The 22,270-nt window shown below is 71.2% G+C and carries 18 protein-coding genes and 1 pseudogene; 8 read left to right on the forward strand and 11 right to left on the reverse strand.

The window, feature by feature from the left end; translation table 11 throughout:
• Positions 1-15: 15 nt before the first annotated feature.
• From M1203_RS23840 to M1203_RS23875, 8 genes are all read right to left on the reverse strand, one after another.
• Entirely contained in the window at positions 16-837 is an 822-nt protein-coding gene (locus M1203_RS23840) for an SDR family NAD(P)-dependent oxidoreductase (protein WP_249951821.1), read from the reverse strand.
• Positions 834-1,307: a RidA family protein gene (locus M1203_RS23845; protein WP_249951822.1), complete on the reverse strand. Its 474-nt coding sequence runs from the start codon at positions 1,305-1,307 to the stop codon at positions 834-836. Before M1203_RS23845 ends, M1203_RS23840 begins: the two co-directional genes overlap by 4 nt.
• The gene (locus tag M1203_RS23850; RefSeq protein ID WP_249951823.1) at positions 1,304-2,518 is read right to left on the reverse strand and encodes an FAD-dependent monooxygenase; all 1,215 of its coding nucleotides are present in this window, start codon (positions 2,516-2,518) and stop codon (positions 1,304-1,306) included. The genes M1203_RS23845 and M1203_RS23850 overlap by 4 nt, the downstream gene beginning before the upstream one ends.
• A gap of 205 nt (positions 2,519-2,723) precedes the next feature.
• Positions 2,724-3,644, reverse strand: a complete 921-nt coding sequence (locus tag M1203_RS23855; protein ID WP_249952011.1) for an ROK family protein — start codon at positions 3,642-3,644, stop codon at positions 2,724-2,726.
• 62 nt (positions 3,645-3,706) lie between these two features.
• Positions 3,707-5,485: an ABC transporter ATP-binding protein gene (locus M1203_RS23860; protein ID WP_249951824.1), complete on the reverse strand. Its 1,779-nt coding sequence runs from the start codon at positions 5,483-5,485 to the stop codon at positions 3,707-3,709.
• A complete protein-coding gene (locus M1203_RS23865) occupies positions 5,482-6,381 on the reverse strand; it encodes an ABC transporter permease (protein WP_249951825.1) in 900 nt (299 codons plus the stop codon). The genes M1203_RS23860 and M1203_RS23865 overlap by 4 nt, the downstream gene beginning before the upstream one ends.
• Positions 6,378-7,337 carry an ABC transporter permease gene (locus M1203_RS23870; protein WP_249951826.1) on the reverse strand — a complete coding sequence of 320 codons (960 nt, stop codon included), beginning with the start codon at positions 7,335-7,337 and terminating at the stop codon, positions 6,378-6,380. Before M1203_RS23870 ends, M1203_RS23865 begins: the two co-directional genes overlap by 4 nt.
• A gap of 366 nt (positions 7,338-7,703) precedes the next feature.
• Positions 7,704-9,515: a peptide ABC transporter substrate-binding protein gene (locus tag M1203_RS23875; RefSeq protein WP_249951827.1), complete on the reverse strand. Its 1,812-nt coding sequence runs from the start codon at positions 9,513-9,515 to the stop codon at positions 7,704-7,706.
• Positions 9,516-9,830: 315 nt separating this feature from the next.
• On the opposite strand from M1203_RS23875, the gene M1203_RS23880 reads away from it, so the two are divergent.
• The 4 genes from M1203_RS23880 (at position 9,831) to M1203_RS23895 (ending at position 14,680) form a co-directional block, all read left to right on the forward strand.
• On the forward strand, positions 9,831-11,081 hold the full coding sequence (locus M1203_RS23880) for an ROK family transcriptional regulator (protein WP_249951828.1): 1,251 nt from the start codon (positions 9,831-9,833) through the stop codon (positions 11,079-11,081).
• Between the two features lie 284 nt (positions 11,082-11,365).
• On the forward strand, positions 11,366-12,889 hold the full coding sequence (locus M1203_RS23885) for a M81 family metallopeptidase (protein ID WP_249951829.1): 1,524 nt from the start codon (positions 11,366-11,368) through the stop codon (positions 12,887-12,889).
• The gene (locus tag M1203_RS23890; RefSeq protein ID WP_249951830.1) at positions 12,886-13,764 is read left to right on the forward strand and encodes a copper homeostasis protein CutC; all 879 of its coding nucleotides are present in this window, start codon (positions 12,886-12,888) and stop codon (positions 13,762-13,764) included. Before M1203_RS23885 ends, M1203_RS23890 begins: the two co-directional genes overlap by 4 nt.
• 151 nt (positions 13,765-13,915) lie before the next feature.
• On the forward strand, positions 13,916-14,680 hold the full coding sequence (locus M1203_RS23895; RefSeq protein ID WP_249951831.1) for a bifunctional 2-polyprenyl-6-hydroxyphenol methylase/3-demethylubiquinol 3-O-methyltransferase UbiG: 765 nt from the start codon (positions 13,916-13,918) through the stop codon (positions 14,678-14,680).
• Positions 14,681-15,004: 324 nt separating this feature from the next.
• On the opposite strand, the gene M1203_RS23900 is transcribed toward M1203_RS23895, so the two are convergent.
• Positions 15,005-16,072, reverse strand: coding sequence for a cation diffusion facilitator family transporter (locus tag M1203_RS23900; protein ID WP_374403769.1), 1,068 nt, complete (start codon positions 16,070-16,072; stop codon positions 15,005-15,007).
• A 213-nt stretch (positions 16,073-16,285) separates the two neighbouring features.
• Between M1203_RS23900 and M1203_RS23905 the strand changes: the two genes are divergently transcribed.
• Together M1203_RS23905 and M1203_RS23910 are read left to right on the forward strand one after the other, a co-directional pair.
• Positions 16,286-18,319 (forward strand): heavy metal translocating P-type ATPase, encoded by a 2,034-nt coding sequence (locus M1203_RS23905; RefSeq protein WP_249951832.1) that lies wholly within the window; start codon positions 16,286-16,288, stop codon positions 18,317-18,319.
• A complete protein-coding gene (locus tag M1203_RS23910) occupies positions 18,316-18,720 on the forward strand; it encodes a (2Fe-2S) ferredoxin domain-containing protein (RefSeq protein WP_249951833.1) in 405 nt (134 codons plus the stop codon). The genes M1203_RS23905 and M1203_RS23910 overlap by 4 nt, the downstream gene beginning before the upstream one ends.
• A gap of 29 nt (positions 18,721-18,749) precedes the next feature.
• Here M1203_RS23910 and M1203_RS23915 read toward each other — a convergent pair.
• Together M1203_RS23915 and M1203_RS23920 are read right to left on the reverse strand one after the other, a co-directional pair.
• Positions 18,750-20,114: pseudogene (locus M1203_RS23915) on the reverse strand (MFS transporter).
• Between the two features lie 113 nt (positions 20,115-20,227).
• The gene (locus tag M1203_RS23920; protein WP_249951834.1) at positions 20,228-20,587 is read right to left on the reverse strand and encodes a metalloregulator ArsR/SmtB family transcription factor; all 360 of its coding nucleotides are present in this window, start codon (positions 20,585-20,587) and stop codon (positions 20,228-20,230) included.
• Positions 20,588-20,787: 200 nt separating this feature from the next.
• On the opposite strand from M1203_RS23920, the gene M1203_RS23925 reads away from it, so the two are divergent.
• Together M1203_RS23925 and M1203_RS23930 are read left to right on the forward strand one after the other, a co-directional pair.
• Positions 20,788-21,444, forward strand: a complete 657-nt coding sequence (locus tag M1203_RS23925; RefSeq protein WP_249951835.1) for a hypothetical protein — start codon at positions 20,788-20,790, stop codon at positions 21,442-21,444.
• Positions 21,445-21,499: 55 nt separating this feature from the next.
• Complete coding sequence (locus M1203_RS23930; protein ID WP_249951836.1) at positions 21,500-22,240, forward strand: DUF1775 domain-containing protein; 741 nt, start codon at positions 21,500-21,502, stop codon at positions 22,238-22,240.
• The last annotated feature ends 30 nt before the right edge of the window (positions 22,241-22,270 follow it).

Here is a 22,270-nt window from a genome sequence, read left to right on the forward strand (position 1 = left end):
CTGTTCAGGCCCTCTTCAGGCGCCGAACGCGGCCTGGGACACCGCGTCCCAGCGCTCCCACTCGTCGACGCGGGAGGCGTACTCCGCCCGGATCACATCGAGAGGTCCCTTGCCGAAGAAGATCCGCAGGGGCGGCTCGTCGGCGTCGACGACGGTGAGGATCGCCGCGCGGGTGGCGGTGGGCTCGCCGCGCACTCCGGCCGGGCGCTGCATGGCAGCGCGGAAGCCGTCGTAGGCGGGCAGGGGTTCGGCGTGGACGGAGGAGGGTCCGGCCCAGTCGGTGGCGTATCCGGCGGGTTCTACGAGGGTGACTTTGATGCCGAAGTCCTTGACCTCCTTGGCGAGGCTGGCGGTGAATCCCTCCAGGCCGAACTTCGAGGCGTGGTAGACGCCCAGGCCCGGCAGGGAGAAGACGCCCGCGATCGAGGAGACCTGGATGATGTGTCCGCCGCCTTGGGCGCGCAGGTGCGGCAGCGCGGCCTGTGTGACCCACAGCGGGCCGAGCAGGTTCACCTCTATCTGTGCCCGGGCCTGTTCCTCGCTGATCTCCTCGACCATGCCGAACAGGCCGTAGCCGGCGTTGTTGACGACGACGTCGAGGCGGCCGAAGTGGTCGGCGGCCCGGCGCACGGCGGCGTCGACGGCCGCGCGGTCGACGACGTCCAGCCGGATCGGCAGCAGGTTGTCGCCGTGGGCGTCGACCAGGTCGTCGAACGCGCCGGCGGTGCGGCTCGTGGCGGCGACCCGGTCGCCCCGCTCCAGGGCGGCTTCGGTCCACTGCCGGCCGAACCCCTTGGAGGCGCCGGTGATGAACCATGCCTTCGTCTTCGTGGTCATGTCGTGCTCCTGTGTTCCTCGGTGCAGGTCGGTGCCCGCCGGTCGTGCTGGGTGAGCGGGGAGTGTGCGGGGACGACGGCCAGGCCGTCGACCTCGATGAGCCATTCGGGTCGGCCGAGCGCCTGGACGCCGATGAACGTGCTGGCGCTGCGGGGCCAGTGGCCGCCGAAGGCCCGCCGTCCGGCGGCGAAGACCGGCTCGACCAGGTCGGGGCGGTGCCCCACGACGTGGATGGTGTTCTTCAGCAGGTCGTGCGGGCCGCAGCCGACCGCGGCCAGCGCGGTGGCGACGTTGCGGAACGCCTGCTCGGCCTGGGACACGTGATCGCCCTCGCCGACGAGCCGGCCCTCGGCGTCCAGGGCGACCTGTCCCGCGATCGCGACGACGGATCCCGTACGGGCGATCGCGAGATGGTGGTAGAGGCCGCCGACCGGAGGGGCCAGCGCGGGCGGGTCGACATGCTCGATCACGGCCGTGTCCTCTCGTAGAGGGTGTAGTCGGGCAGCGCGAAGCCGTTCGACAGACGGATCTGGTCGCGCAGCAGCAGATCGCCGAGCGGCAGCCGCTCCTGGAGCGCCACCACGCCGCGCCGGAACGCTATGCCGGCCCGCGTCCGCGGCGTCATGGTCCTGCCGTTGTGCTGACCGAACCGCTGGACTCGGGTGATCCACGGGCGCAGCCGCTCCTCGTACGCCCGCAGCCCGGCGGCGACGTCCCCCTGCGCCCGGGCCAGCTCGCCGGCGAGAACGTAGGCCCCCACCAGCGCGATGGTCGTGCCGTGCCCGGACATGGGCGAGGCGCAGAACGCGGCGTCGCCGAGGAAGGTGATGCGGCCCGACGACCAGCGCGGCAGGACCACCTGGCTGCACGCGTCGAAGTAGAAGTCCGCGGTGTCCTCCAACTGGGCGATCAGCTTGTCGGCGTGCCAGCGCATCCCGGCGGCGCGCGAGCGCACGACGGTCTTCAGCGCGGCGGTGTCGCGAGGGTCGTACCGGAACGGGGCGGAGCGTAACGAGAGGAACGCCATCAGCTGCGTGTTGCCGTTCACGGCGCGGGCTCCGATGGTGCGGCCCGGTTCGGAGTACACCTCGGTCCAGTCGCACAGCCCCAGCGTGTTCCGCGCGGTCCAGAACGACAGGTAGTAGCCGACGTGGCGCAGCCGCGCGCCGTCCGGGCCGAACGCCAGGGCGCGCACGCCCGAGTGCAGGCCGTCGGCCCCGACCACAACGTCGAAGCGGCGTGGCGCGGACTTCGCGAAGGTGACGTGCACGCCGTCGCGTCGGTCGTCGAGTGCGTCGACGCGGTCGCCGAAGACGTACTCGACCGAGGCGTCGGTCGCCTCGTGGAGGATCTCCACCAGCGCGCCCCGCAGGATCTCGGTCTCGGTCACCGGCCCGTCCCCGCCGAAGCCGTCCGCCCGGACCGATGCCTGCCGCCGTCCTCGCGCGTCCACGAACGACAGCCCGTCCGCGCTCGTGCGGGCGGCACGAACCACCTCGGCCAGGCCCGCCCGGGCGATCACGTCGCGCCCGCTGCCGCGGATGTCGATCAGCTGCCCGCCGGTGCGGCGCGCGGGCGCGGACTCGATGACCGTGACCTGCGCCCCGTACCGCGCCAGCCAGTAGGCGAGCGCCGGGCCCGCGATACCGGCGCCGGAGATCAGCGCCTTGATTCCGGGCACCCTTCACCACCTCCAATTTTGGTCAGTGACCAATTCCTCCTCTCAGTAAAGTTGGTCAACGACCAAGAGTCAACCGCTGCGAGTCGACGGCGGGTACGGGTCGCCAGTTCGCCGATGGGGCGTGCGTCGCACATCACCAGCCGGGCCGCCATGCCGGTGTGGTCCGCGGGTCGGGCCCGCGGACCGGCGGCCGGTGGTGCTGTCCCTACGCCGTCGCCCTCACCTCCGTGCCCAGTTCACGTCGGGCGCGGGCGGCGGCGCCGACCGCCACGGCGTCGGAGGCCAGGGCGGCCCGGACCAGGCGGACGGGGTGGCCGCTGACCGGGGGTTCGACGGCGAGGGCTGACAGGATGGCGGGCTCCAGCAGGTGCCAGGCTCGGCTGACGCCACCGCCGACGACCACCGTGGTGATGTCGACGACGCCCGCCGTGATGACGATCGCGTGGGCGATGCCCGTTCCCGCGGCGCGGTAGACCGCGAGCGCGTTCTCGTCACCCTCGGTGGCGGCCTCGGCGACTTCACGGGCGGTGAGGCGGTGGCCGGTGCGGTCGGCGTAACGAGCCGTGATGGAACGGCCGGAGGCCAACGTCTCCAGGTGGCCCCGGCCGCCGCAGGAGCAGGGGAGGTCACCGAAGCCGGGGATGTGCCCGATCTCGCCGGCCGCGCCGTGCGGACCCGGGAACAGGGCGCCGTTGGTCCACAGAGCGCCGCCGACACCGGTCCCCAGGGTCATGCCGAGGACGTCGGCCTCGCCGCGTACGGCTCCGGCGCAGACCTCCCCGTAGAGGAAGGCGTTGACGTCGTTGTCCAGGAAGGCCGGGACGCCCAGGGCCTCCTCGACGGCGGCGGTGACAGCGAAGCCGGCCCAGCCGCGGAAGGAGTCGCTTGCGACCAGGATGCGGCCGTTCACGGAGTCCACCACCCCGGCGGCGCCGATTCCGGCGCCCACCAGGCGGCCCGGGGTACGGGCCAGCAACGGGGCGAGCGCGTCGAGCGCGGCGCCGACCATGGCCCGGCCGCCCTCAAGCGCCGGGGTGGCGACCTCCGCGCCGTCGAGGACGGTCAGATCGTCCGAGCAGACCACCACCTGGGTGGTGGTGCCGCCGATGTCGATGCCGGCGATCAGCGGCCGGAGGGTGGTGGGAATCGCCGGGTCCCGCGGGGTGCGGGGCGGAGAAAGAGGTCCGCTCACGCCTGGGCCTCCGTACGGCCGGCCGCGATGATGGCCAGGCGTTCGGCTCTGCGGCCCTGCTGCACCACGGGGTCGGGTACCGGCACCGCGGCCAGCAAACGGCGTGTGTAGTCGGTCTCCGGGTGCAGCAGGGTCGTCCCGGTGGTGCCTTGCTCCTCGATGCGGCCCGCGCGCATCACGACGACGCGCTGCGCGAAGTGCTGCACGACGGCGAGGTCATGGGAGACGAACAGGCAGGCGAAGCCGAGTTCGTCCTGGAGTTCGGTGATGACCTCCAGGACCGCTTCCTGCACGCTCACGTCGAGCGCGCTGGTGGGTTCGTCGGCGACCAGCAGCCGGGGTTCCAGGACCAGGGCCCGGGCCAGGCTGACCCGCTGGCGCTGTCCGCCGGAGAGTTCGCGGGGCGCGCGGCGGGCGAGTTCGCGTGGCAGCCGGACCCGGTCGAGGACGGCGGCGACCTTGGCCTGCCGGTCCTTGACGGACAGGTCGCGACGGTGCACCCGGAGGGGTTCGGCGACGCACTCGCCGACGGTCATCCGAGCGTCGAGGGAGGCCACCGGGTCCTGGAGGACGACACCGATGCCGGCCCGCAGGGCGCGGCGGGCCCGGGCGCGGGTGCGGCCGAGGTCGGCGCCGAACAGGGAGACGGTGCCGGAGGTGGGCGGGATCAGGCCGAGCGCGACCCTGGCGGCGGTGGACTTGCCGGAGCCGGACTCGCCGACCAGGCCCAGGGTCTCCGCCGGACCGACCCGGAACGACACTCCGTCGAGGGCGCGTACGGCGGCCTTGCCGCGGCCGAACACCACGTTGATGTCACGCAGTTCGACCACCGGTTCGGCCTCGGGTCCGCCGGTCCCGGCAGGCGGGGCCGACGGCTCGGCCGTGGAAGGGTTCGTCCGGGCCGGCACGGACGCGGCCGGCCGGCCGGTGCCGTCCGCGGCCCCGGCGACGGACAGCCGGGGTACGGCGGCCAGCAGGCGCCGGGTGTAGTCGTGCGCGGGGCGCAGCAGGACGTCCTCGACCGGTCCGGTTTCCACGATCTCGCCCTGGTACATGACGGCCACCCGGTCCGCGAAGTCGGCGACGACGCCCATGTTGTGGGTGACGAGCAGCACGCCGGTGCCGGTCTCGGCGGCGAGCCGGCGCAGCAGGTCGAGGATCTCGGCTTGCACAGTCACATCGAGGGCGGTGGTCGGCTCGTCGGCGATGAGCAGGCCGGGCTCGTTGGCGATGGCCATGGCGATCACGACCCGCTGGCGCTGTCCGCCGGAGAGCTGGAACGGGTAGGTGTGGGCGCGCTTCTCCGGTTCGGGGATGCCGACACGGCGCAGCAGTTCGACGGCCTCGGCGGCGGCGTCCTTGGCGGACACCTCGCGGTGGTTGCGGATCACCTCGGTGATCTGCTTCCCGATCCGGGTGAGCGGGTCGAGTGCGGTGGCCGGTTCCTGGAACACCATGGAGACGGTCTTGCCGCGCAGCGTCGCGAGGCGGTTCTCCGAGGCGCCGACGATCTGGGTGCCGGCGATGACGGCGCTGCCGGTGGCACGGGCATTCCCGGCGAGCAGGCCCATCGCGGCGAGCGCGATGGTCGACTTGCCGGAGCCGGACTCGCCGACCAGGGCCAGGGTCTCGCCCGGCTCGACATGGAGGGACACGCCCTTGACCGCGGGCACGTCGCCGGTCTCGGTGGTGAACACGACGCCGAGGTCGTCGAGTTCGAGGATCGGGCCGGATGCCGCGGTGCGCGCGGCGGAGTCCTTGGTGGTGGCGGTCATCCGCGTCCCCTCACATCGAATGCGTCACGGAGTCCGTCCCCGATCGCGTTGAACGCCCACACCACGAGGATGATGGCCAGGCCGGGCGGCAGGATGAGCCACCAGTAGCCGGAGTAGGCGGCGGTGAGACCGGCGGAGAGCATGCCGCCCCAGTCGGTCTGTGGCGGCCGCACTCCCATGCCCAGATAGGAGACGTAGGCGACCAGCAGGATGGCGTCGGCGACCTGGAAGGTCGCGGCGACGATGATGGTGGAGACCGAGTTCGGCAGGATGTGACGCAGGATCGCCCGGGCGTGCGTGCCGCCGGTGGCGCGCAGGGTCAGGACGTAGTCCCGGTTCTTCAGGGTCAGCGTCTCGGCGCGGACCAGCCGGGACGGCACCAGCCAGGACACCAGGCCCAGGATGACGACGAGACCCGTCAGGCCCGGCGTGGTGATGGCGGAGACCACCAGCAGGATGAACAGCGCGGGGATGGCGATGCCGGCGTCGACGATCCGCATCATCACGGCGTCGATCCAGCCGCCCGCGTAACCGGCGGCGGCGCCCCACAGAGTGCCGATGACGGTGGCGAGGACGCCCGCGGCGAGGCCGACGGTCAGGGAGACCTTGCCGCCGTACATCAGCCGGCCCAGCTCGTCGTGGCCGACGGCGTCGGTGCCGAGCCAGTGCGCGCCACTGGGGGCGAGGTTGACCTGCTGGAGCATGGTGTGGGTCTGGTCGGTGGAGTACACCAGCGGACCGGCGAAGCAGAACAGGAAGAAGAAGACGACGACGGCGAGTCCGACGACGGCCAGCTTGTTGCGCAGGAAGCGGCGGACGGCGAGCCGGGCACCGGATGCCTCACGCGGCGGGCGGGCTTTCGCCGGGGCCATGTCCGGCTGGATGACGGCGCTCATGCCCGGCCTGCCTTCACTCGGGGGTCGATGATCCGCTGGACGATGTCGGCGAGCAGGGTGCCGACGACGGTGGCGACGGCGATCACGAGGACGCAGCCCAGCAGGACCGGGTAGTCGGAGGACTGCGCCGCGGTCCAGAACAGCAGCCCCATGCCGGGGTAGTTGAAGAGCTGCTCGACGACCAGGGCACCGCCGAAGAGCACCGGCACGTAGTAGCCGAGCATGGCGACCACGGGCGTCAGCGAGTTGCGGAACACATGCCGCCACAGGATGGCGCGGGAGCGGGAGCCGCCCGCCCTGGCCGTGCGGACGTAGTCCTCGGAGAGGTTCTCCAGGGTGGCCGCCCGCATGTAGCGGCTGAACACCGCGACCATGGAGGCCGCGCCCGCGACCACGGGCAGTACCAGGGCCTGCGGTTCTGAGAGCACCTGGCCCAGCGTCTCGCCCTGCGGAGCCTGCGACGGGAACCACGCCAGTCCCTGGCTGAAGACCAGCACCAGGATCAGCCCGAGGAAGTACACGGGTGTGGAGTAGGCGATGAAGCTCAGCGTGGTGATGACATAGTCCGCCGGCTTGTTGCGGCGAACCGCCTGCCACATGCCCATCGGGATGGCGAGGACGAGGCCGACGAGAGCCGACAGCATGGTGAGGACCAAGGTCTTCGGCAGCCGCTCGGTGATGAGCTGGGAGACCGGCTCGTTGAGGGTGTACGAGGTCCCGAGGTCCCCGTGCAGCAGTTGGCCGAGGTAGTAGAAGTACTGCACGGGCAGGGGCTTGTCGAGGCCCTGTTCGTGGTTGAAGTGGGCGATCTGCTGTGCGGTGGCCTGCGGCCCGAGGATCCCGCGCGCGGGGCCTCCGGGCAGGGCGTGCAGCAGGCCGAAGACGACGATCGTCACGATGACGATCACCGCGACGGCCTGCAGGACGCGTTTGATCAGATACGAGGAAGTGCTCATGTGTTTTCCGGTCGCTCCGTCTTCGTGGTGCGCGCGGGCGTCACTGCGACGTGGGTGTCGGCGTGGCGGGTGCCAGTGCGGCGGGGGCGCTAGGGCGTGTCTTCAAAGTCCCGCCTGCCCGGCGACGCCCGGCACGCACGCTCGCTGCGTTGTCGGATCACCCCAGTACGTCCAGTACTGGGGAGACCCTCCGCCTTGCGATCGCACGCACCGCGGTGACATCAGCCGCTCCGCGGCGGGCGCCGGGCCCGCCCTGCGGGCGGACGGCGCTACTTTGAAGACACGCCCTGGGGGTGCGCGCGGGCCCCGGGTCGGCCGGCCGGGTGGACGGACGACTCCGCAGGCCCGCGCGGGCACCGACCGGGCTTACTTGGTCCACTTCCACATGGCGGGGTGGAAGTTGGCGAGGGAGTCCTGGGCGAAGCCGCCGAGACCGTCCTTGACCACGGAGATCTGGTAGTCGGGCTCCGGCAGCCAGATCACGGGGAGGTCCTTGGCGAGCGCGGCGCTGTACTTCTGCACCGCCTCGTTCGAGGAGGACGTGGTGGTTTCGGTGATCAGCTTGTCGACCTCGGCGTTGGAGTAGCTGCCGAAGTTGGAACCGCCACCGGTGGCGAAGAGCGAGTCACCGCTCGGGTAGGCGGGGAAGTACCAGCTGCCCGCGGTGCCGAAGAAGGACAGCTGCCATGTGCAGCTCGACTCGCCGGCGGTGCACTGGCCGGACTGCGACAGTACGGAGTTGACCGGGGCGGTCTTGATGCTGAACGTGATGCCGGTCTTCGCGAACGACGACTGCAGCGCGCTCATCATGTTGTCGGTCACGGTCGAGCCGGACTGGGAGAGCACCTGCATCTCGAACTTGGTGCCCTTGTCGACGCCCGCGCCGCACTGGCTGTCGCCGGTGCCGGGGCTGGTGCACACCATGGTGCCGGCCTGTTCCGTCCAACCGTGGTCGGTGAGGAGCTTCTTGGCCTTGGCCGTGTCGAACGGGTACGGGTTGGTCTTCTGCTCCGGGGAGACGAAGGACGAGTCCTGACCCTGCGGGATCGGTCCGTAGGTGGGGACGGCGGTGCCGTTGAAGACCACCTTGGAGAGGGTGGCCTGGTCCACCGACATCTGGATCGCCTGGCGGGCGTACAGCTGCTTGAACACCGGGCCCATGGTCGGGTTGTTGAAGTTGTACGGCATGTAGGTGATCGCCCAGCCGGTCCATGGCTTCACCGAGTAGCCCTTGGCCTTGAAGGACGACTCCTGGCTCAGGTCGGTGGCGTTGATGTAGCCGTAGTCGACGGTGCCGGCGCGCAGGGCGTTCGCCTCGGCGTCGGCCGTGGTGAAGGGCAGCAGATTGACGTTCTTGATGTTGGCCTTGCCCCCGCCGTCGTACTTTGCGTTGGCGGTCAGCTCGACCTTGCCCGCGGTGGAGAACGACTTGATGGTGTACGGGCCGCTGACCGTCTTCCACAACGGGTCGGTCGCGTAGCCGGAGATCTTCTTGGCGGCGTTGTTGAGATACGTCCAGACCTTCTTGGCGCCGGCGGCGGTGCGGTCCAGGTCGGAGACGGCGCCGGAGTCGCCGGTCTTGTCCCAGACGTGCTGCGGCATCGGGCGGATCATGCTCAGCTCGTTGGCGAGCATCCACTCCTGGTTGTACGCCTTGTCGAAAGTGATCGTGAAGTGCGTGTCGTCGATCGTCTTGAAGGAGGTCCAGTTGTCCGGCGCCTTGCCCGGGCTGAAGCTTGCCCAGTCCTCCTTGTTGGCCTTGACCAGAGAGAACCAGAACTCCACGTCGCGTGAGGTGATCTGCTTGCCGTCGCTCCAGTGACGATCGCCGAGGGTGATCGTCACGCTCTTGCTGTCCGCGGCGAACTTCGCGTCGGTGGCCAGCGAGTTGTCCTTGTTCCATCCGACCTTGCCGGTGGAGCCGTCGTACGCGATCAGCGGCTCCCAGACGGCCTGGGATATGGAGGAGTTGTTGGTGTTCAGGTGCGAGGCGGTGCCGACCGGGAGGATCCAGTTCGGCGTGAAGTTCGCCGGGAGGGCGTAGTTGATGGTGTCGGACGACGCCGAGCCGGAGGACGACGATCCGCCTGAACAGCCGGTGAGCAGCGCGCCGGTGGTGACGGCGGCACCCGCGACGAGGGCCCAGCGGCGGCCGACGGCCGTGTAAGCAAGGAACATGACTCTCCTCAGAGTGAAAGGACCCGCATACGTCCCGGGAGACCGGGTCGGCGCCGCGGGGTCGGCGCTGCGTACGGCGACAGTCAACGACGGACGGGACGAACAAACAAACAAGAATTAGTAAAAAGTAAGTTTCCACGATCTCGATAACGTCACGCCCATCCGCTCCAGCTGTCTCAGGAGGTGTCTATGTAGCGATTTGAGGCGATTTCACTCGCGTCGACGTTCTCCACTTTCTTCGTGAGGCTGTTCCCCACCCGTCCGGGCGGGCGTACTGTCTCCGTCACACCCACCGTTGCGGAAGTTACTTCGTACATGACTGAAATAAGTGCTCGGGACCGCAAGACCCCCAAGAGCGTGTCCCAGAAGGGCTCGACCACCCTCGCCACACGGGTCCTCGAACTCGTCGCGTCGGGCGAGGCGTCGTCCCGCGCCGAACTCGCGGAAATCCTCGGCACGGCCGCCTCCACCATCTCCCTCACCGTGGCCCAGCTGGTCGAGCGCGGACTCATCGCCGAAGAGGGCACCCAGTCCTCCACCGGCGGCCGCCCCCGCAGGGTCCTCAGGGCGGGCAGCAACGACGAGTACGCGGTCGCCGCCGACGTCGGCGGCCGCCATGCCCGGATCGGTGTGGTGCTCCCGGGCGGTGATGTCCGTGATGTCACCAACGTCCCGTTCGAGGTCTCCGACGGTCCCGAGGCCGCCCTGCCGAGGCTCGTCGAGCACCTGGAATCCCTCGCCGAGCGGCGTGGACGTGACCGGCTGCGGGGCGTCGGGCTCTCCCTGCCCGGACCGGTGGACGTCGCCTCCGGCGCCGTCGTCCTGCCGTCCCGGATGCTCGGCTGGAACCGCTTCCCGGTGGGCCCTTGGCTGGAGGAGCGCTTCGGGATCCCGGTCGCCGTCGACAACGACGCCAACTGCATGGCGGTCGGCGAGCAGAGCGCCAGGCGCTCCGAGCACCAGCAGTCGATCATGGTGAAGATCGGCTCGGCGATCGGTGCCGGCGTCATCGCCGACGGCCGCCTCTACCGGGGCGCCACCGGAGCCGCCGGCGACATCACCCACATCCGCATCGACGGCGGGGCCGACATCCCCTGCTCCTGTGGCAACACCGGTTGCCTGGAGACCGTGGCGTCCGGCGCCGCGCTCGTCCGCATCCTGCGCGAACGCGGTCTCGACGTCGCCAGCCCCGAGGACGTGGTACGGCTCGCCACCGACGCCGACCCGGAGGCCACCCGCGCCGTCCGCAGGGCCGGCGACCACCTCGGCCAAGTGCTCGCCGCGAACGTCAACTTCTTCAACCCTGACGCCGTCTACCTCGGCGGCATCCTGTCCACCCTCGAACCGTTCGTCGCCGCGGTACGCAGCAAGCTCTACGAGAGCTGCCACCCGCTGGTGACCGAACACCTCACCATCGAGCGGGCCAGTCTCGGCGCCGACGCCGGTCTGGTCGGCGCCGGACTCTTCGCCCTGCGGCTCGCCCTGACCCGCGCCCTCGGCGACATCGGCCGCGCCACCCCCGGCGCCGACCGGCAGCACACCGGCACGGGCCGCGAAAGGATCTGACGCCGCTGCAAAAAGCCTCACTGTCGCGGAAATTAGTCCCTGCGCACGACGAAGCAACCGTCCGGGAGCCATGGCCCGTACCACGGCTCCCGGACGATCCACCGATTCCCGGCCCCCGCGCCCGAACGCTGAGCCCAGGGGCCTTGTCCAGGGGGCTTGCCCAGGGGCCTTGTCCAGGGGCGCTCCCGAAGTCCCCGCACCCGCCCGGGTATCGAAGTCCGCGGCACGCCCCCCGTGGCGGGCCGCGGAACGAGCCTCACGCACCACACCCCGTCCGAGGAGCTATGTCGCACACCCGCACCCCCGCCGCCCGCCCGGTCATCGCCGTCGCCGGGCTCGGCATCGAGTCCTCCACCTTCTCCCCGGCTCGCACCGAAGCCCCCGCCTTCCACCCCGCACGCGGCGCCGAGATCTTCGACCGGTACCCCTTCCTCGCCCCCGGCGAGGAACTGCGTGAGGCCGCCGAGTGGCACGGCGCGCTGGTCGGCAAGTCACTGCCCGGCGGTACCGTCACCGCCGCCGCCTGGACCGGGCTCACCGACGAGCTCATCGAGCGCGTCGCCGCGCTGCCCCGGTTGGACGGCCTCTGGTACGACATCCACGGCGCCATGACCGTGGAGGGGATCGACGACGCCGAGGCCGTGCTGCTGGCGCGGATCCGCGCCACCGTCGGCCCCGACGTGATCGTCTCCACCTCGATGGACCTGCACGGCAACGTCTCCCGCGAACTCGCCCACCGCAGCGACCTGATCACCTGCTACCGGATGGCCCCGCACGAGGACCACATGGAGACCAAGGAGCGTGCCGTCCGCAACCTGGTCGACCTGCTGGCGTCCGGCGCCCCCCGCCCGGTCAAGGCATGGGTGCCGGTCCCGGTGCTGCTGGCCGGCGAGCAGACCTCCACCCGGATCGAACCCGCGAAGAGCGTGTATGCGGCGATCGACGAGATCGAGGCCACCGACGGCGTGACGGATGCCGCCATCTGGGTCGGCTACGCCTGGGCCGACGAACCCCGCAACCGCGCCGTCGTGGTCGTCACCGGCGACGACGCGGCGGCGGTCTCGGCCGGGGCGGAACGACTCGCCCGGGGCTTCTGGAACGCCCGCCACGACTTCGACTTCGTCGCCCGGACCGGCACCTACGACGGACTTCTCGACGAAGCCCTCGCCTCCGACCAGCGGCCGTACTTCATCAGCGACACCGGCGACAACCCCACCGCGGGCGGCGCCGGTGACGTCACCTGGGGCCTGACCCGGCTGCTGGAGCGCCCCGAGTTCCAGCGGGAGGACGGGCCGACCGTCATCTACGCCTCCGTACCCGGCCCCGCCGCTGTCGAGACCGCCGTCGCCGCCGGGGTCGGCGCCACCGTCACCGTCACCGCCGGCGCCGAGGTCGACGACCGGCACGCCGGCCCCGTCACCCTCACCGGTGTGGTCCACGCGATCCGGCACGGCGACCGGGACGCCGAGACCGAGGTCGTCATCCGGACCGGCAGCGTGTACGCGATCCTCACCAGGCTGCGCAAGCCGTACCACCACGAGCACGACTTCACCGACCTCGACCTCGACCCGCGCTCCGCCGACATCGTGATCGTCAAGATCGGCTACCTGGAGCCCGAGCTGTTCGACATGTCGGTCGGCTGGAAGATGGCCCTCACTCCCGGCGGTGTCGACCAGGACCTGGTGCGCCTCGGCCACCGTCGCATCCGCCGCCCGATGTTCCCCTTCGACCGCGACATGGCCGACCCGGACCTGACGGCCCGTATCATCCCGGCCTCCGACCAGCCGCTCACCGGGGACGACGAATGACCGACCACACCCCCCGGCCTCCCAGCCCGCCCCGCGCCGCCGGTGCGGACCGAGCTCCGGCACCGGTGGCGGCCGACGAGATCGCCGGACTCGGGCGGCCCGGACCGGCCGGACCGGGCCGCCGGCCCGCACTGGAGATCGCCGTCACCTCGCCGGCCGGTGCCCGTGTCGCCCTCGACCACCGAGCCGATCGCGTCGAACTCTGCACCGGCCTGGAACTGGGCGGTCTGACCCCGTCGGCCGCCCTCGTCGAGGCGGTCGCCGCCGTGGGCCTGCCGGTGCAGGCCCTGGTCCGCTGCCGGCCGGGCGACTTCGTCCACGACGCCGAGGAGATCGCCCTGATGGTCGCCGAGGTGCGGTCCGTGATCGCCTCCGGCGCCTCCGGCGTGGTCATCGGCGCGCTCACCGCCGACGGTGGCCTCGACATCGACGCCGTCACCCGCCTCGCCGCGGCGGCTCATGACGCGGGGCGCCCCGTCGAGGTGACCCTGCACCGCGCGATCGACGTGTCCGCGGACCCGGTCGCCACCGCCGCGCTGCTGCCCGCCCTGGGGTTCACCCGGGTGCTCACCTCCGGCGGCGCCCCGGCCGCCGGAGAAGGACTCGCCGCGCTCGCCGCCATGGTCGAGGCCGCGCCCGGCGTGCAGGTGATGGCGGGCGGCGGGGTGCGCCCCGCCGACATCCCGGCCCTGACCGCCACCGGTGTCGCCGCCGTCCACCTCTCCGCCAAGCGCCGCGCCGAACCCCGGCGCGGGGGTGCGTGGATCCCCCTCGGCGCCTCCAGCGCCTCCGCCGAGCAGGACACGTACTTCGTCACCGACCCAGCCGTGGTCGCCGAGGCCAGGGGAATGCTGGAATCGCGGGCAACCGGCTGACCGGCGGTGCGCTCCCCGCCGGAGCGCGCCGCCTTGAGAGTCCGCGGTTCGCGCCGGATCGCGGACTCCCGGCGGACACGCCGCGCCCGCCCGGCGCCGTCACCCGAAAATGCGGTGGCCGCACGGGCTCGGGTCATCTACGTTCGCCTCCATGGTTGACGCATCTTTCGGGCATCCGCGCCTCGCCGCCATCTACGACCCACTCGATCCGGACCGCGGCGATCTCGACGCGTATCTCGCGATGGCGGAGGAGTTCGGCGCACGGTCCGTGCTGGACATCGGGTGCGGTACGGGCGTGTTCGCACTGCTGCTCGCCGAGCGCGGGATGACGGTCACCGGAATCGATCCCGCGCGGGCGTCCGTCGACGTCGCGCGCGGCAAACCGGGCGCGGAGCGGGTGCGCTGGCTCGACGGCGACGCGGGGGACCTGCCGCCCATGCGGACCGACCTGGTGACGATGACCGGGAACGTCGCCCAGGCGATCGCCGATCCCCAGGCGTGGCATACGACACTGCGCGGCGCGTACGCGGCGCTGCGGCCCGGCGGGCGGCTTGTCTTCGAGACGCGCGATCCGGCGCGGCGCGTGTGGGAGGAGTGGGCGGAGTGGACGCGCGAGACCACGTACCGCGTGACGGACATCCCGGGCGTCGGCCACGTCGAGACCTGGGCCGAATTGACGGACGTGAGCCTGCCGCTGGTGAGCTTCCGGGGTACGCACGTGTTCGCCGCGGACGGGGACGTACTGACCTCGGAATCGACACTGCGCTTCCGCGAACGTACGGAGATCGAACGGGACTTGCACGAGCACGGCTTCGTCGTCGAGGACGTACGCGACGCACCCGACCGACCGGGCAGGGAGTTCGTGTTCGTGGCGCGGCGCGGTACGACGGAGCCCGCCCCTCCCGCACTGCCCTAGGAAGCGTGCGCACCACACAGCGCCGCGCGGACGGGACCTCGAAGACACTCCCCCGGTGGTCTCAACCCCTGCCTGGCCACCGAATTGATGGCCGACGCCAACATCGTAGAGACGAACGACGGCGGTGACTCTCGGCACCATCCGGCACCGGCTCCGCGCCGGATTCCTCTGTCACGCGAGCTCGGTGGCCCCCTGCGAGGTGCCGGTGGCGCGGAGAAAGCGGTAGAAAGCGGTGCTGCCCATGATTCGGGTGAACAAAGCCACGCGTACCGCGGCGGACCGTACAGGGCAGTGACCGTCAGCGGCGGGTACGCAGGGCCGCGATCACCCCGCCCTGCCGTGGTGGGCGAGAGTGGCGTGCGGGTCCTCCCCGTCCGTACAGGTCGGGTCGGGGTGGATCAGGGCGGCCGTCAGGCGGGGGACGGCGTGCAGCAGGGCGTGCTCGGCGTCGACGGCTACTTGATGAGCGGCCGACAGGCTCAGGGAACCGTCGATGACGACAGCCGCCTCCGCTCGCAGTTGGTGGCCGATCCACCGCATCCTCAGCTCGCCGACCTCCACCACGCCGGGCACGGCGCGCAACGCCTCCTCGGCGCGGTCGACCAGGGCGGGATCGACGGCGTCCATGAGGCGGCGGAAGATCTCCTTCGCGGCGTCCCTGAGGACCGCGAGGATGGCGAGGGTGATCAGCAGGCCGACGATGGGGTCGGCGAGGGGCCAGCCGATCGCGGCCCCGCCGACGCCCAACAGGACGGCCAGCGAGGTGAAGCCGTCGGTGCGGGCATGCAGACCGTCGGCGACCAGCGCCGCCGACCCGATCTTCCGGCCGGTGTTGATCCGGTAGCGAGCCACCCACTCATTGCCGATGAACCCGATGACCGCCGCTGCCGCGACCGCCGGTAGGTAGAGGATCTGACGGGGATGCAGCAGCCGGTCCACCGAGGTGCAGGCCGCGAGCACGGCGGACGCGGTGATGGTGAGCAGGATGACGATGCCCGCGATGTCCTCGGCCCGGCCATAGCCGTAGGTGAACCTGCGGGTCGCCACCCGCCGTCCGAGGACGAAGGCGATGCCCAGCGGCACGGCGGTCAGCGCGTCGGCCGCGTTGTGGACCGTGTCCCCCAGCAGGGCGACCGATCCGGACACGACCACCACCACGGCCTGCAGCACCGTCGTGACGCCCAGCACGGCGAGCGAGATCCACAGAGTACGCACGCCCTGAGCCGAGGACTCCATCGCCGGGTCGACCTTGTCCGCGGCTTCGTGACTGTGCGGGGTCACGACATGTGCGACACCATGCTTGATCCTCGCCCATCGGCCCGAACCGTGATCATGTCCGTGGCCTCCGTGGTCATGGTCGTGCGGTTCCCGGGGTGCGCTTGTCTCGCTCACGGCAACTCACACCTTCCGGACCTCGCGTACAGGGCAGGCGGGTTGGACACTGCCCACTCGCTCCATTATGTGCACATGCGCGCACGCGAGCATGTATTAGGTACGCATCGTGAGTAACAGCGAGACACCGACTACAAATGAAGACATGTTCATTCTTTCTTGTATGGTGGATGCGCTGCTCCGTGCCGTCCGCTGCCGAAGGAATCCGCCTCCATGTCCTCCACGCTCACCGACCCCGCTGCCTCGGTCACGGCCGGGCGGGGTGCCGCCGCTCCCCGGCGTCGTACGCGCGTGTTCGCACTGCCCGAGGCCCGCTGGGCGACCGCGGCGCTGGTCCTCTTCCTGATCGCGCTGCCCCTGCAACTGACCGGCGCCCCGGCATGGGCCTGGGTGCCGCTCTACGCGCTCGCCTATGCGACCGGCGGATGGGAGCCCGCCTGGGCGGGGCTCCAGGCGCTGCGGGAGAAGACCCTCGATGTCGATCTGCTGATGATCGTCGCGGCGATCGGAGCGGCCTCGATCGGCCAGGTGATGGACGGCGCGCTGCTGATCGTCATCTTCGCCACGTCCGGCGCGCTGGAGGCGCTGGCCACCGCCCGTACCGCGGACTCCGTGCGCGGCCTGCTCGATCTCGCGCCCGCGACCGCGACCCGGCTGCTGGACGACGGCGGGGAGGAGACCGTCGCCACGGCGGACCTCGTGGTCGGCGACACCCTCCTGATCCGGCCCGGTGAGCGGGTCGGCGCCGATGGCCGGGTACTGGACGGCGCCAGTGAGGTGGATCAGGCGACCATCACCGGTGAACCGCTGCCGGTGGCCAAGGAGTCCGGGGACGAGGTGTTCGCCGGGACCCTCAACGGCACCGGCTCGCTTCGGGTGAAGGTCGAGCGCGACGCGTCCGACTCGGTGATCGCCCGGATCGTCGCGATGGTCGAGGAAGCCTCCGAGACCAAGGCGCCGACCCAGCTGTTCATCGAGAAGGTCGAGCAGCGGTACTCGGTCGGTATCGTCCTCGCCACCCTCGCGGTCTTCGGCGTACCCCTGGCCTTCGGCGCGAGCCTGACCGACGCGCTCCTGCGGGCGATGACGTTCATGATCGTGGCATCTCCGTGCGCCGTGGTGCTGGCCACGATGCCGCCGCTGCTGTCCGCCATCGCCAACGCGGGACGCCATGGCGTACTGGTCAAGTCCGCCGTGGTCATGGAACGGCTCGGCCAGATCGACGCCGTCGCTCTCGACAAGACGGGCACACTCACCGAAGGCACCCCCCGTGTCACCGACATCCGTCCCCTGCCCGGTGCCGGACTGCCCGGTGCCGGACTGGCCGAGAACGGGCTGACCGAGGACGGACTGCTGAGCCTGGCGGCGGCGGCCGAGCATCCCAGCGAGCACCCGCTCGCCCGCGCGATCGTGACCGCCGCGCGGGAACGGGGCCTTGTCCTCCCGGACGTAGGGGACTTCTCCTCCTCCCCCGGCGTCGGAGTCACCGCCGTCGTCGACGGCCGTACGGTCGCCGTCGGCGCGCCCGCGCGTCTCCTCACGGAAGCCGACTCCGACACGGCCGACCCGGATGTGCTTCTGGCCGTGGGTGAATTGGAGGACGGTGGCCGCACCGCGGTCCTCGTCCAGTGCGACGGTGTCCCCCTCGGGGTGCTGGGCATCGCGGACCGGCTGCGCCCCGACGCCGCCGCCACCGTCGCCGCTCTCACCACTCTGACCGGCACCGCCCCCACCCTGCTCACCGGCGACAACCCGCGAGCCGCCGCCCGCCTCGCCGCGGAGGCCGGGATCACGGACGTCCGCGCCGGACTGCTCCCACAGGACAAGGTCGCGGCCGTACGGGAGGCGGAGGCGGCCGGCCGCAAGGTGCTGGTGGTCGGCGACGGCGTCAACGACGCCCCCGCACTGGCGGCGGCCCATACCGGACTCGCCATGGGCCGGGCCGGCTCCGATCTCGCCCTGGAGACCGCCGACGCCGTCATCGTCCGCGACGAACTCGCCACCGTGCCGGCCGTCGTCGCACTCTCCCGCGCGGCCCGCCGCCTGGTGATCCAGAACCTGGTCATCGCCGGGGTGTTCATCTCCGGCCTGGTCATCTGGGACCTCGTCGGCCATCTGCCCCTGCCGCTCGGCGTCCTGGGGCACGAGGGCTCGACCGTCATCGTGGGCCTCAACGGCCTGCGTCTGCTCCGCGACGCGGCCTGGCGCCGCGCCGCCACACCCGCCGGTACGGAAGACGCGCGATGAGCCGCCGTAGCCGGAAGGCCGCCAGCCCGCCGGGGGCGGCGCGTCCCACCGTGACCGTCTGCCGGGGCTGTTGCTGCGGCACCCCCAAAGTCCCGCATCTTGACCATGTCGCTCAACTGGCCGATCTGCGCGCGTCGTTGGCGGACGTGGCCTCCGTACGGCGTACCGACTGCCTGGACGCCTGCGAACAGGCCAATGTCGTTGTCATCCAGCCCTCCGCCGAGGGACGCCGGGCCGGTGGCCGCCCGGTCTGGCTCGGCCTGGTCAACGACCTCGACGCCGTCGCGGACATCACCACCTGGGTGAAGAACGGTGGCCCCGGACTCGCCGACCCGCCCGAGATCCTCGACCTCTACACCTTCGCCCCCTCCCGCCGCGTCCGGCGAGAACTCGAAGACTGATCTCCCGGGGCCTCCGTGGAACCCGGCGGTCAGACGCTCTCGGAGGCCCGGCGGGGTGAGGGCCAGCGGCTGTGCAGGGAATCGATGCGGTAGTCGTGGCCGTGCCACCATCCGTCACGGGTGGGGATCGCGTCCCGTACATGCGGATGCTCTGCGGGGAGTTCGTCGTGCAGGTGGTCGAGCTGGTCGGGGTCTTCGCGCGGCCAGATGACCCGTGCGGTGACGGCGGCGGAGAGCGCGACAGCGGCCAGTGCGGCGGTCGCGATGGGCATGCCCCCCTTTGACGCCAGCCAGCCCGCGAGTGGGTAGGTGAGCAGCCAGCAGCTGTGTGTCAGTGAGAACTGTGCGGCGAAGGCGGCCGGAAGATCGGCGGCCGTGGCGGAGCGTCGCAGGAGCCGTCCACTGGGAGTCAGGATCGCGGAGGACGTGGCGCCCAGCACCGTCCAGGCGGCCAACAGGGCGGGCCAGGCCCAGAGACCGGGAGCAGCGGTGGTACCGAAGGCAAGGGCGATCAGCACCCCGGTCAGGATGAAGGCCGCGGGCAGCATCACCGTACGGTCATTGACGCGGTCGAGTACTCGCGGCAGCGACAGCGCGGCGATCATGGATCAGGCTCCGTAGGCGCCCAGCGCCAGCGAGACGTCGCCGACGGTCCGGTCCAGGTTGTCGCGCACCAGCACCACCGTGTTGACGATGACCATGGCGCCGCCCGCCGCGACCGCCAGGTCCAGCGCCAGCAGGGCACGGAGTCTGGGGGTGGCGAGGAACAGCCGCGTACCGAAGGACGCCTTCGCGTACACGCCACCACCGCGTTCGACCGGCGTCGGCCGGGGCAGCAGCACCGAGACCACCAGTGCCCCCGAGGCGAGAAAGCCCACCGTGGTGCCGGCGAACAGCCAGTTGTAGGAGATCACGGTCAGCAGCGCGGCGGCCAGCGCCGGGCTGAACAGGCTCTCCAGGTCGTACGCCAGCCGCGACAGAGACAGCGCGCGGGTGTAGTCGCGCTCCTCGGGAAGGACGTCCGGAATCGTCGCCTGGAACGCCGGAGTGAAGGCCGCCGAGGCGCATTGCAGCAGGAAGACCAGGACGTAGACCTGCCAGACCTGGGTGACGAAGGGCAGGGAGAGCGCCACACCGGCTCGGGTCACGTCCATCGACACCAGCAGCGCACGGCGCGGTATCCGGTCGGCGAACGCGCCGACGACCGGGGCGACGCCCACGTACGCGACCATCTTGATCGCCAGGGCCGTGCCGAGGACGGCGGACGCGTCCGCGCCGGCCATGTCGTAGGCGAGCAGGCTCAGGGCCACCGTGGCGAGACCGGTTCCAACGAGCGCGATGACCTGGGCCGTGAAGAGATGCCGATACGTGCGGTTGCGCAGCACAACGAGCATGCGACGTGCTCCCTAGACCGGCTGTCGGGATACGCTCGTCAATCTAGTGCACGTGTGCGCATCCATGCACACGTTAGACCCGGATCCGGCCAGGAGGAAATCCGCGGGAGTGCTCAGTCGTGCCAGGGTTCGCCGGTGACCTGGTGGTTCGCATGACTGATCGCTTCAACGACCAGGCGGCGCAGGTGTCCGTCCGTGAGCGCGTAGACGACATGACGGCCGTCCTTGCGCGCCCGCACCAGCTCCGCCAGCCGCAACTTGGCCAGATGCTGACTCACCGCGGGCCGCGCCGCCCCGCACGCCTCCGCCAGCGCGGTCACATCCGACTCACCACGGGTCAGCAGCCACACCAGATGCAGCCGCGTGGGGTCGGCGAGCAGGGAGAAGACCGACGCCGCCGCGGCGAGCTCACGGACGCCGGGCGTGTGCTGATGCGCGTCGCTTGCTGGTGAGGGTTCTGCGCGTCCGGGCATGAACACATCGTAGGTGTGTCCGCTCGCGGGAAGGCCCTCAGCCACCAGTGGGACGCCTGGGCGGGAACGCCGCCGGGAGAGCGGGCCGGCGTGTGACGGGCTTGAGTTGTGGCCGAGAAGCGATCCGTGTCCCGGACGCCGTATGACATACCGGAAGTCCGTACCCGCAGCCGGTGGTCATGCCGCATGATGGGGCCGCCATGTCGTGGACGAGCGGATTGCGCGCTGCGCGCCGGGCCGGCTCGGACCCGCCGGCCGGTGCGCCGGTCGCGGCTGTCCGCGCCGCGGTGTTCGCCCTGGTGAGTACCGGGCTGGCCGTCACCGGACACCATCTGGCTTCAGGGCATCCAGTGCCCTGGCGGAGCGTCCCGGTCGCGCTCGTCCTGCTCTTCCTCCTGACCATGCCTGCCGTCCGCAGGCCCAGGTCGTTGCCCGCCGTGATGTCGGCCACCGGAGCCACACAGACCGCCCTGCACTTCTGGCTCGCGCGGGCGGGTGGGCACCAGGCGACTGATCCGCACATGATGACCGGCCATGACGCGGCGCTCGACGCCCACGAGGTAGGGCACTCGGGGCACCACGGAACCTCGATGACCGCGGCGCACATAGCGGCCGCCCTTCTGGTGGCGTGGTGCCTGCAGCGAGCGGACGCCGCGTGCCGGGCGGCCGGAGAACACCTCGGCGATGTGATCGTCGAGGTGCTCGTACGACTGATCCCGGCAGGAGTACCGCCGACCGTGCCGCGCGTTCTGCGACCCGTCGGAGCGCGGGCGCAGTCACCCCCGCACAACTCCCTGGTACTGGCGCACGCGGTGGTGCGCCGAGGTCCTCCGGCTGGACCCGTCCCGGCCACCTGACCTCGGGGCGCGCTGCCGCGTGCCCGTACGCCCGTCACCATCATGGGAGTTACCCGTGTCCCGATTCACCGCGCCGCACACCGCGCGACGCCTGTCCGCCATCACCGTCCTCGCTCTCGCCGCCTCCGTCGCTCTCGCCGCTCCGGCGTCGGCGCATGTGGAAGTCGAGGCGAAGGACGCCCGCGCTCTCGCCGAGAACGTCGCCCTGAACTTCACCGCCGAGACGGAGTCCGACAAGGCACGGATCGCCAAGCTGGAGGTGATCCTGCCCGAAGGCATCGCGCCGGCCGACGTCACCTACAAAGAGGGCCCCACGGGCTGGAAGCTCGAAGCCACGGACCGGGGCTACATCGTGGGCGGCCCCCAGGTCGCCGTCGGTAAGGACGCCGCCTACGCCGTGACCGTGCGACAGCTACCGGACGCCAAGTCCCTGGCCTTCAAAACGCTCCAGACCTACAGCGACGGGCGCGTCGACCGATGGATCGAACTGGAAGAGCCCGCGGAAGGCGAGCACGGCAGCCCCGCGCCGATGCTTGAACTCAAGCCCGCGGCGCCCGGTGCAAAGCCGGCCAGTCCCAGCCCGGCCGCGGAGCCGAGCACGACCGAGCCGGCCGGCCCGGCGGCGAGCGAACCGACGGACAAGCAGTCGGCCACGCCCGCCGAAGCCGCGACGGCCGACAAGGAGGACGACGGATCGAGTCCAGTCCTGATCGCCGCCCTCGTGGTAGTCGTCCTCGCCCTCATCGGCGGCGGTCTGTGGTGGTTCCGCCGCCGAGGCGACGCCAACACGGCCTGACGTACCGGTGGGTGGCTCGGCAGACCCGTA

This window comes from Streptomyces sp. 35G-GA-8, assembly GCF_023534745.1.
Taxonomy (GTDB): domain Bacteria; phylum Actinomycetota; class Actinomycetes; order Streptomycetales; family Streptomycetaceae; genus Streptomyces.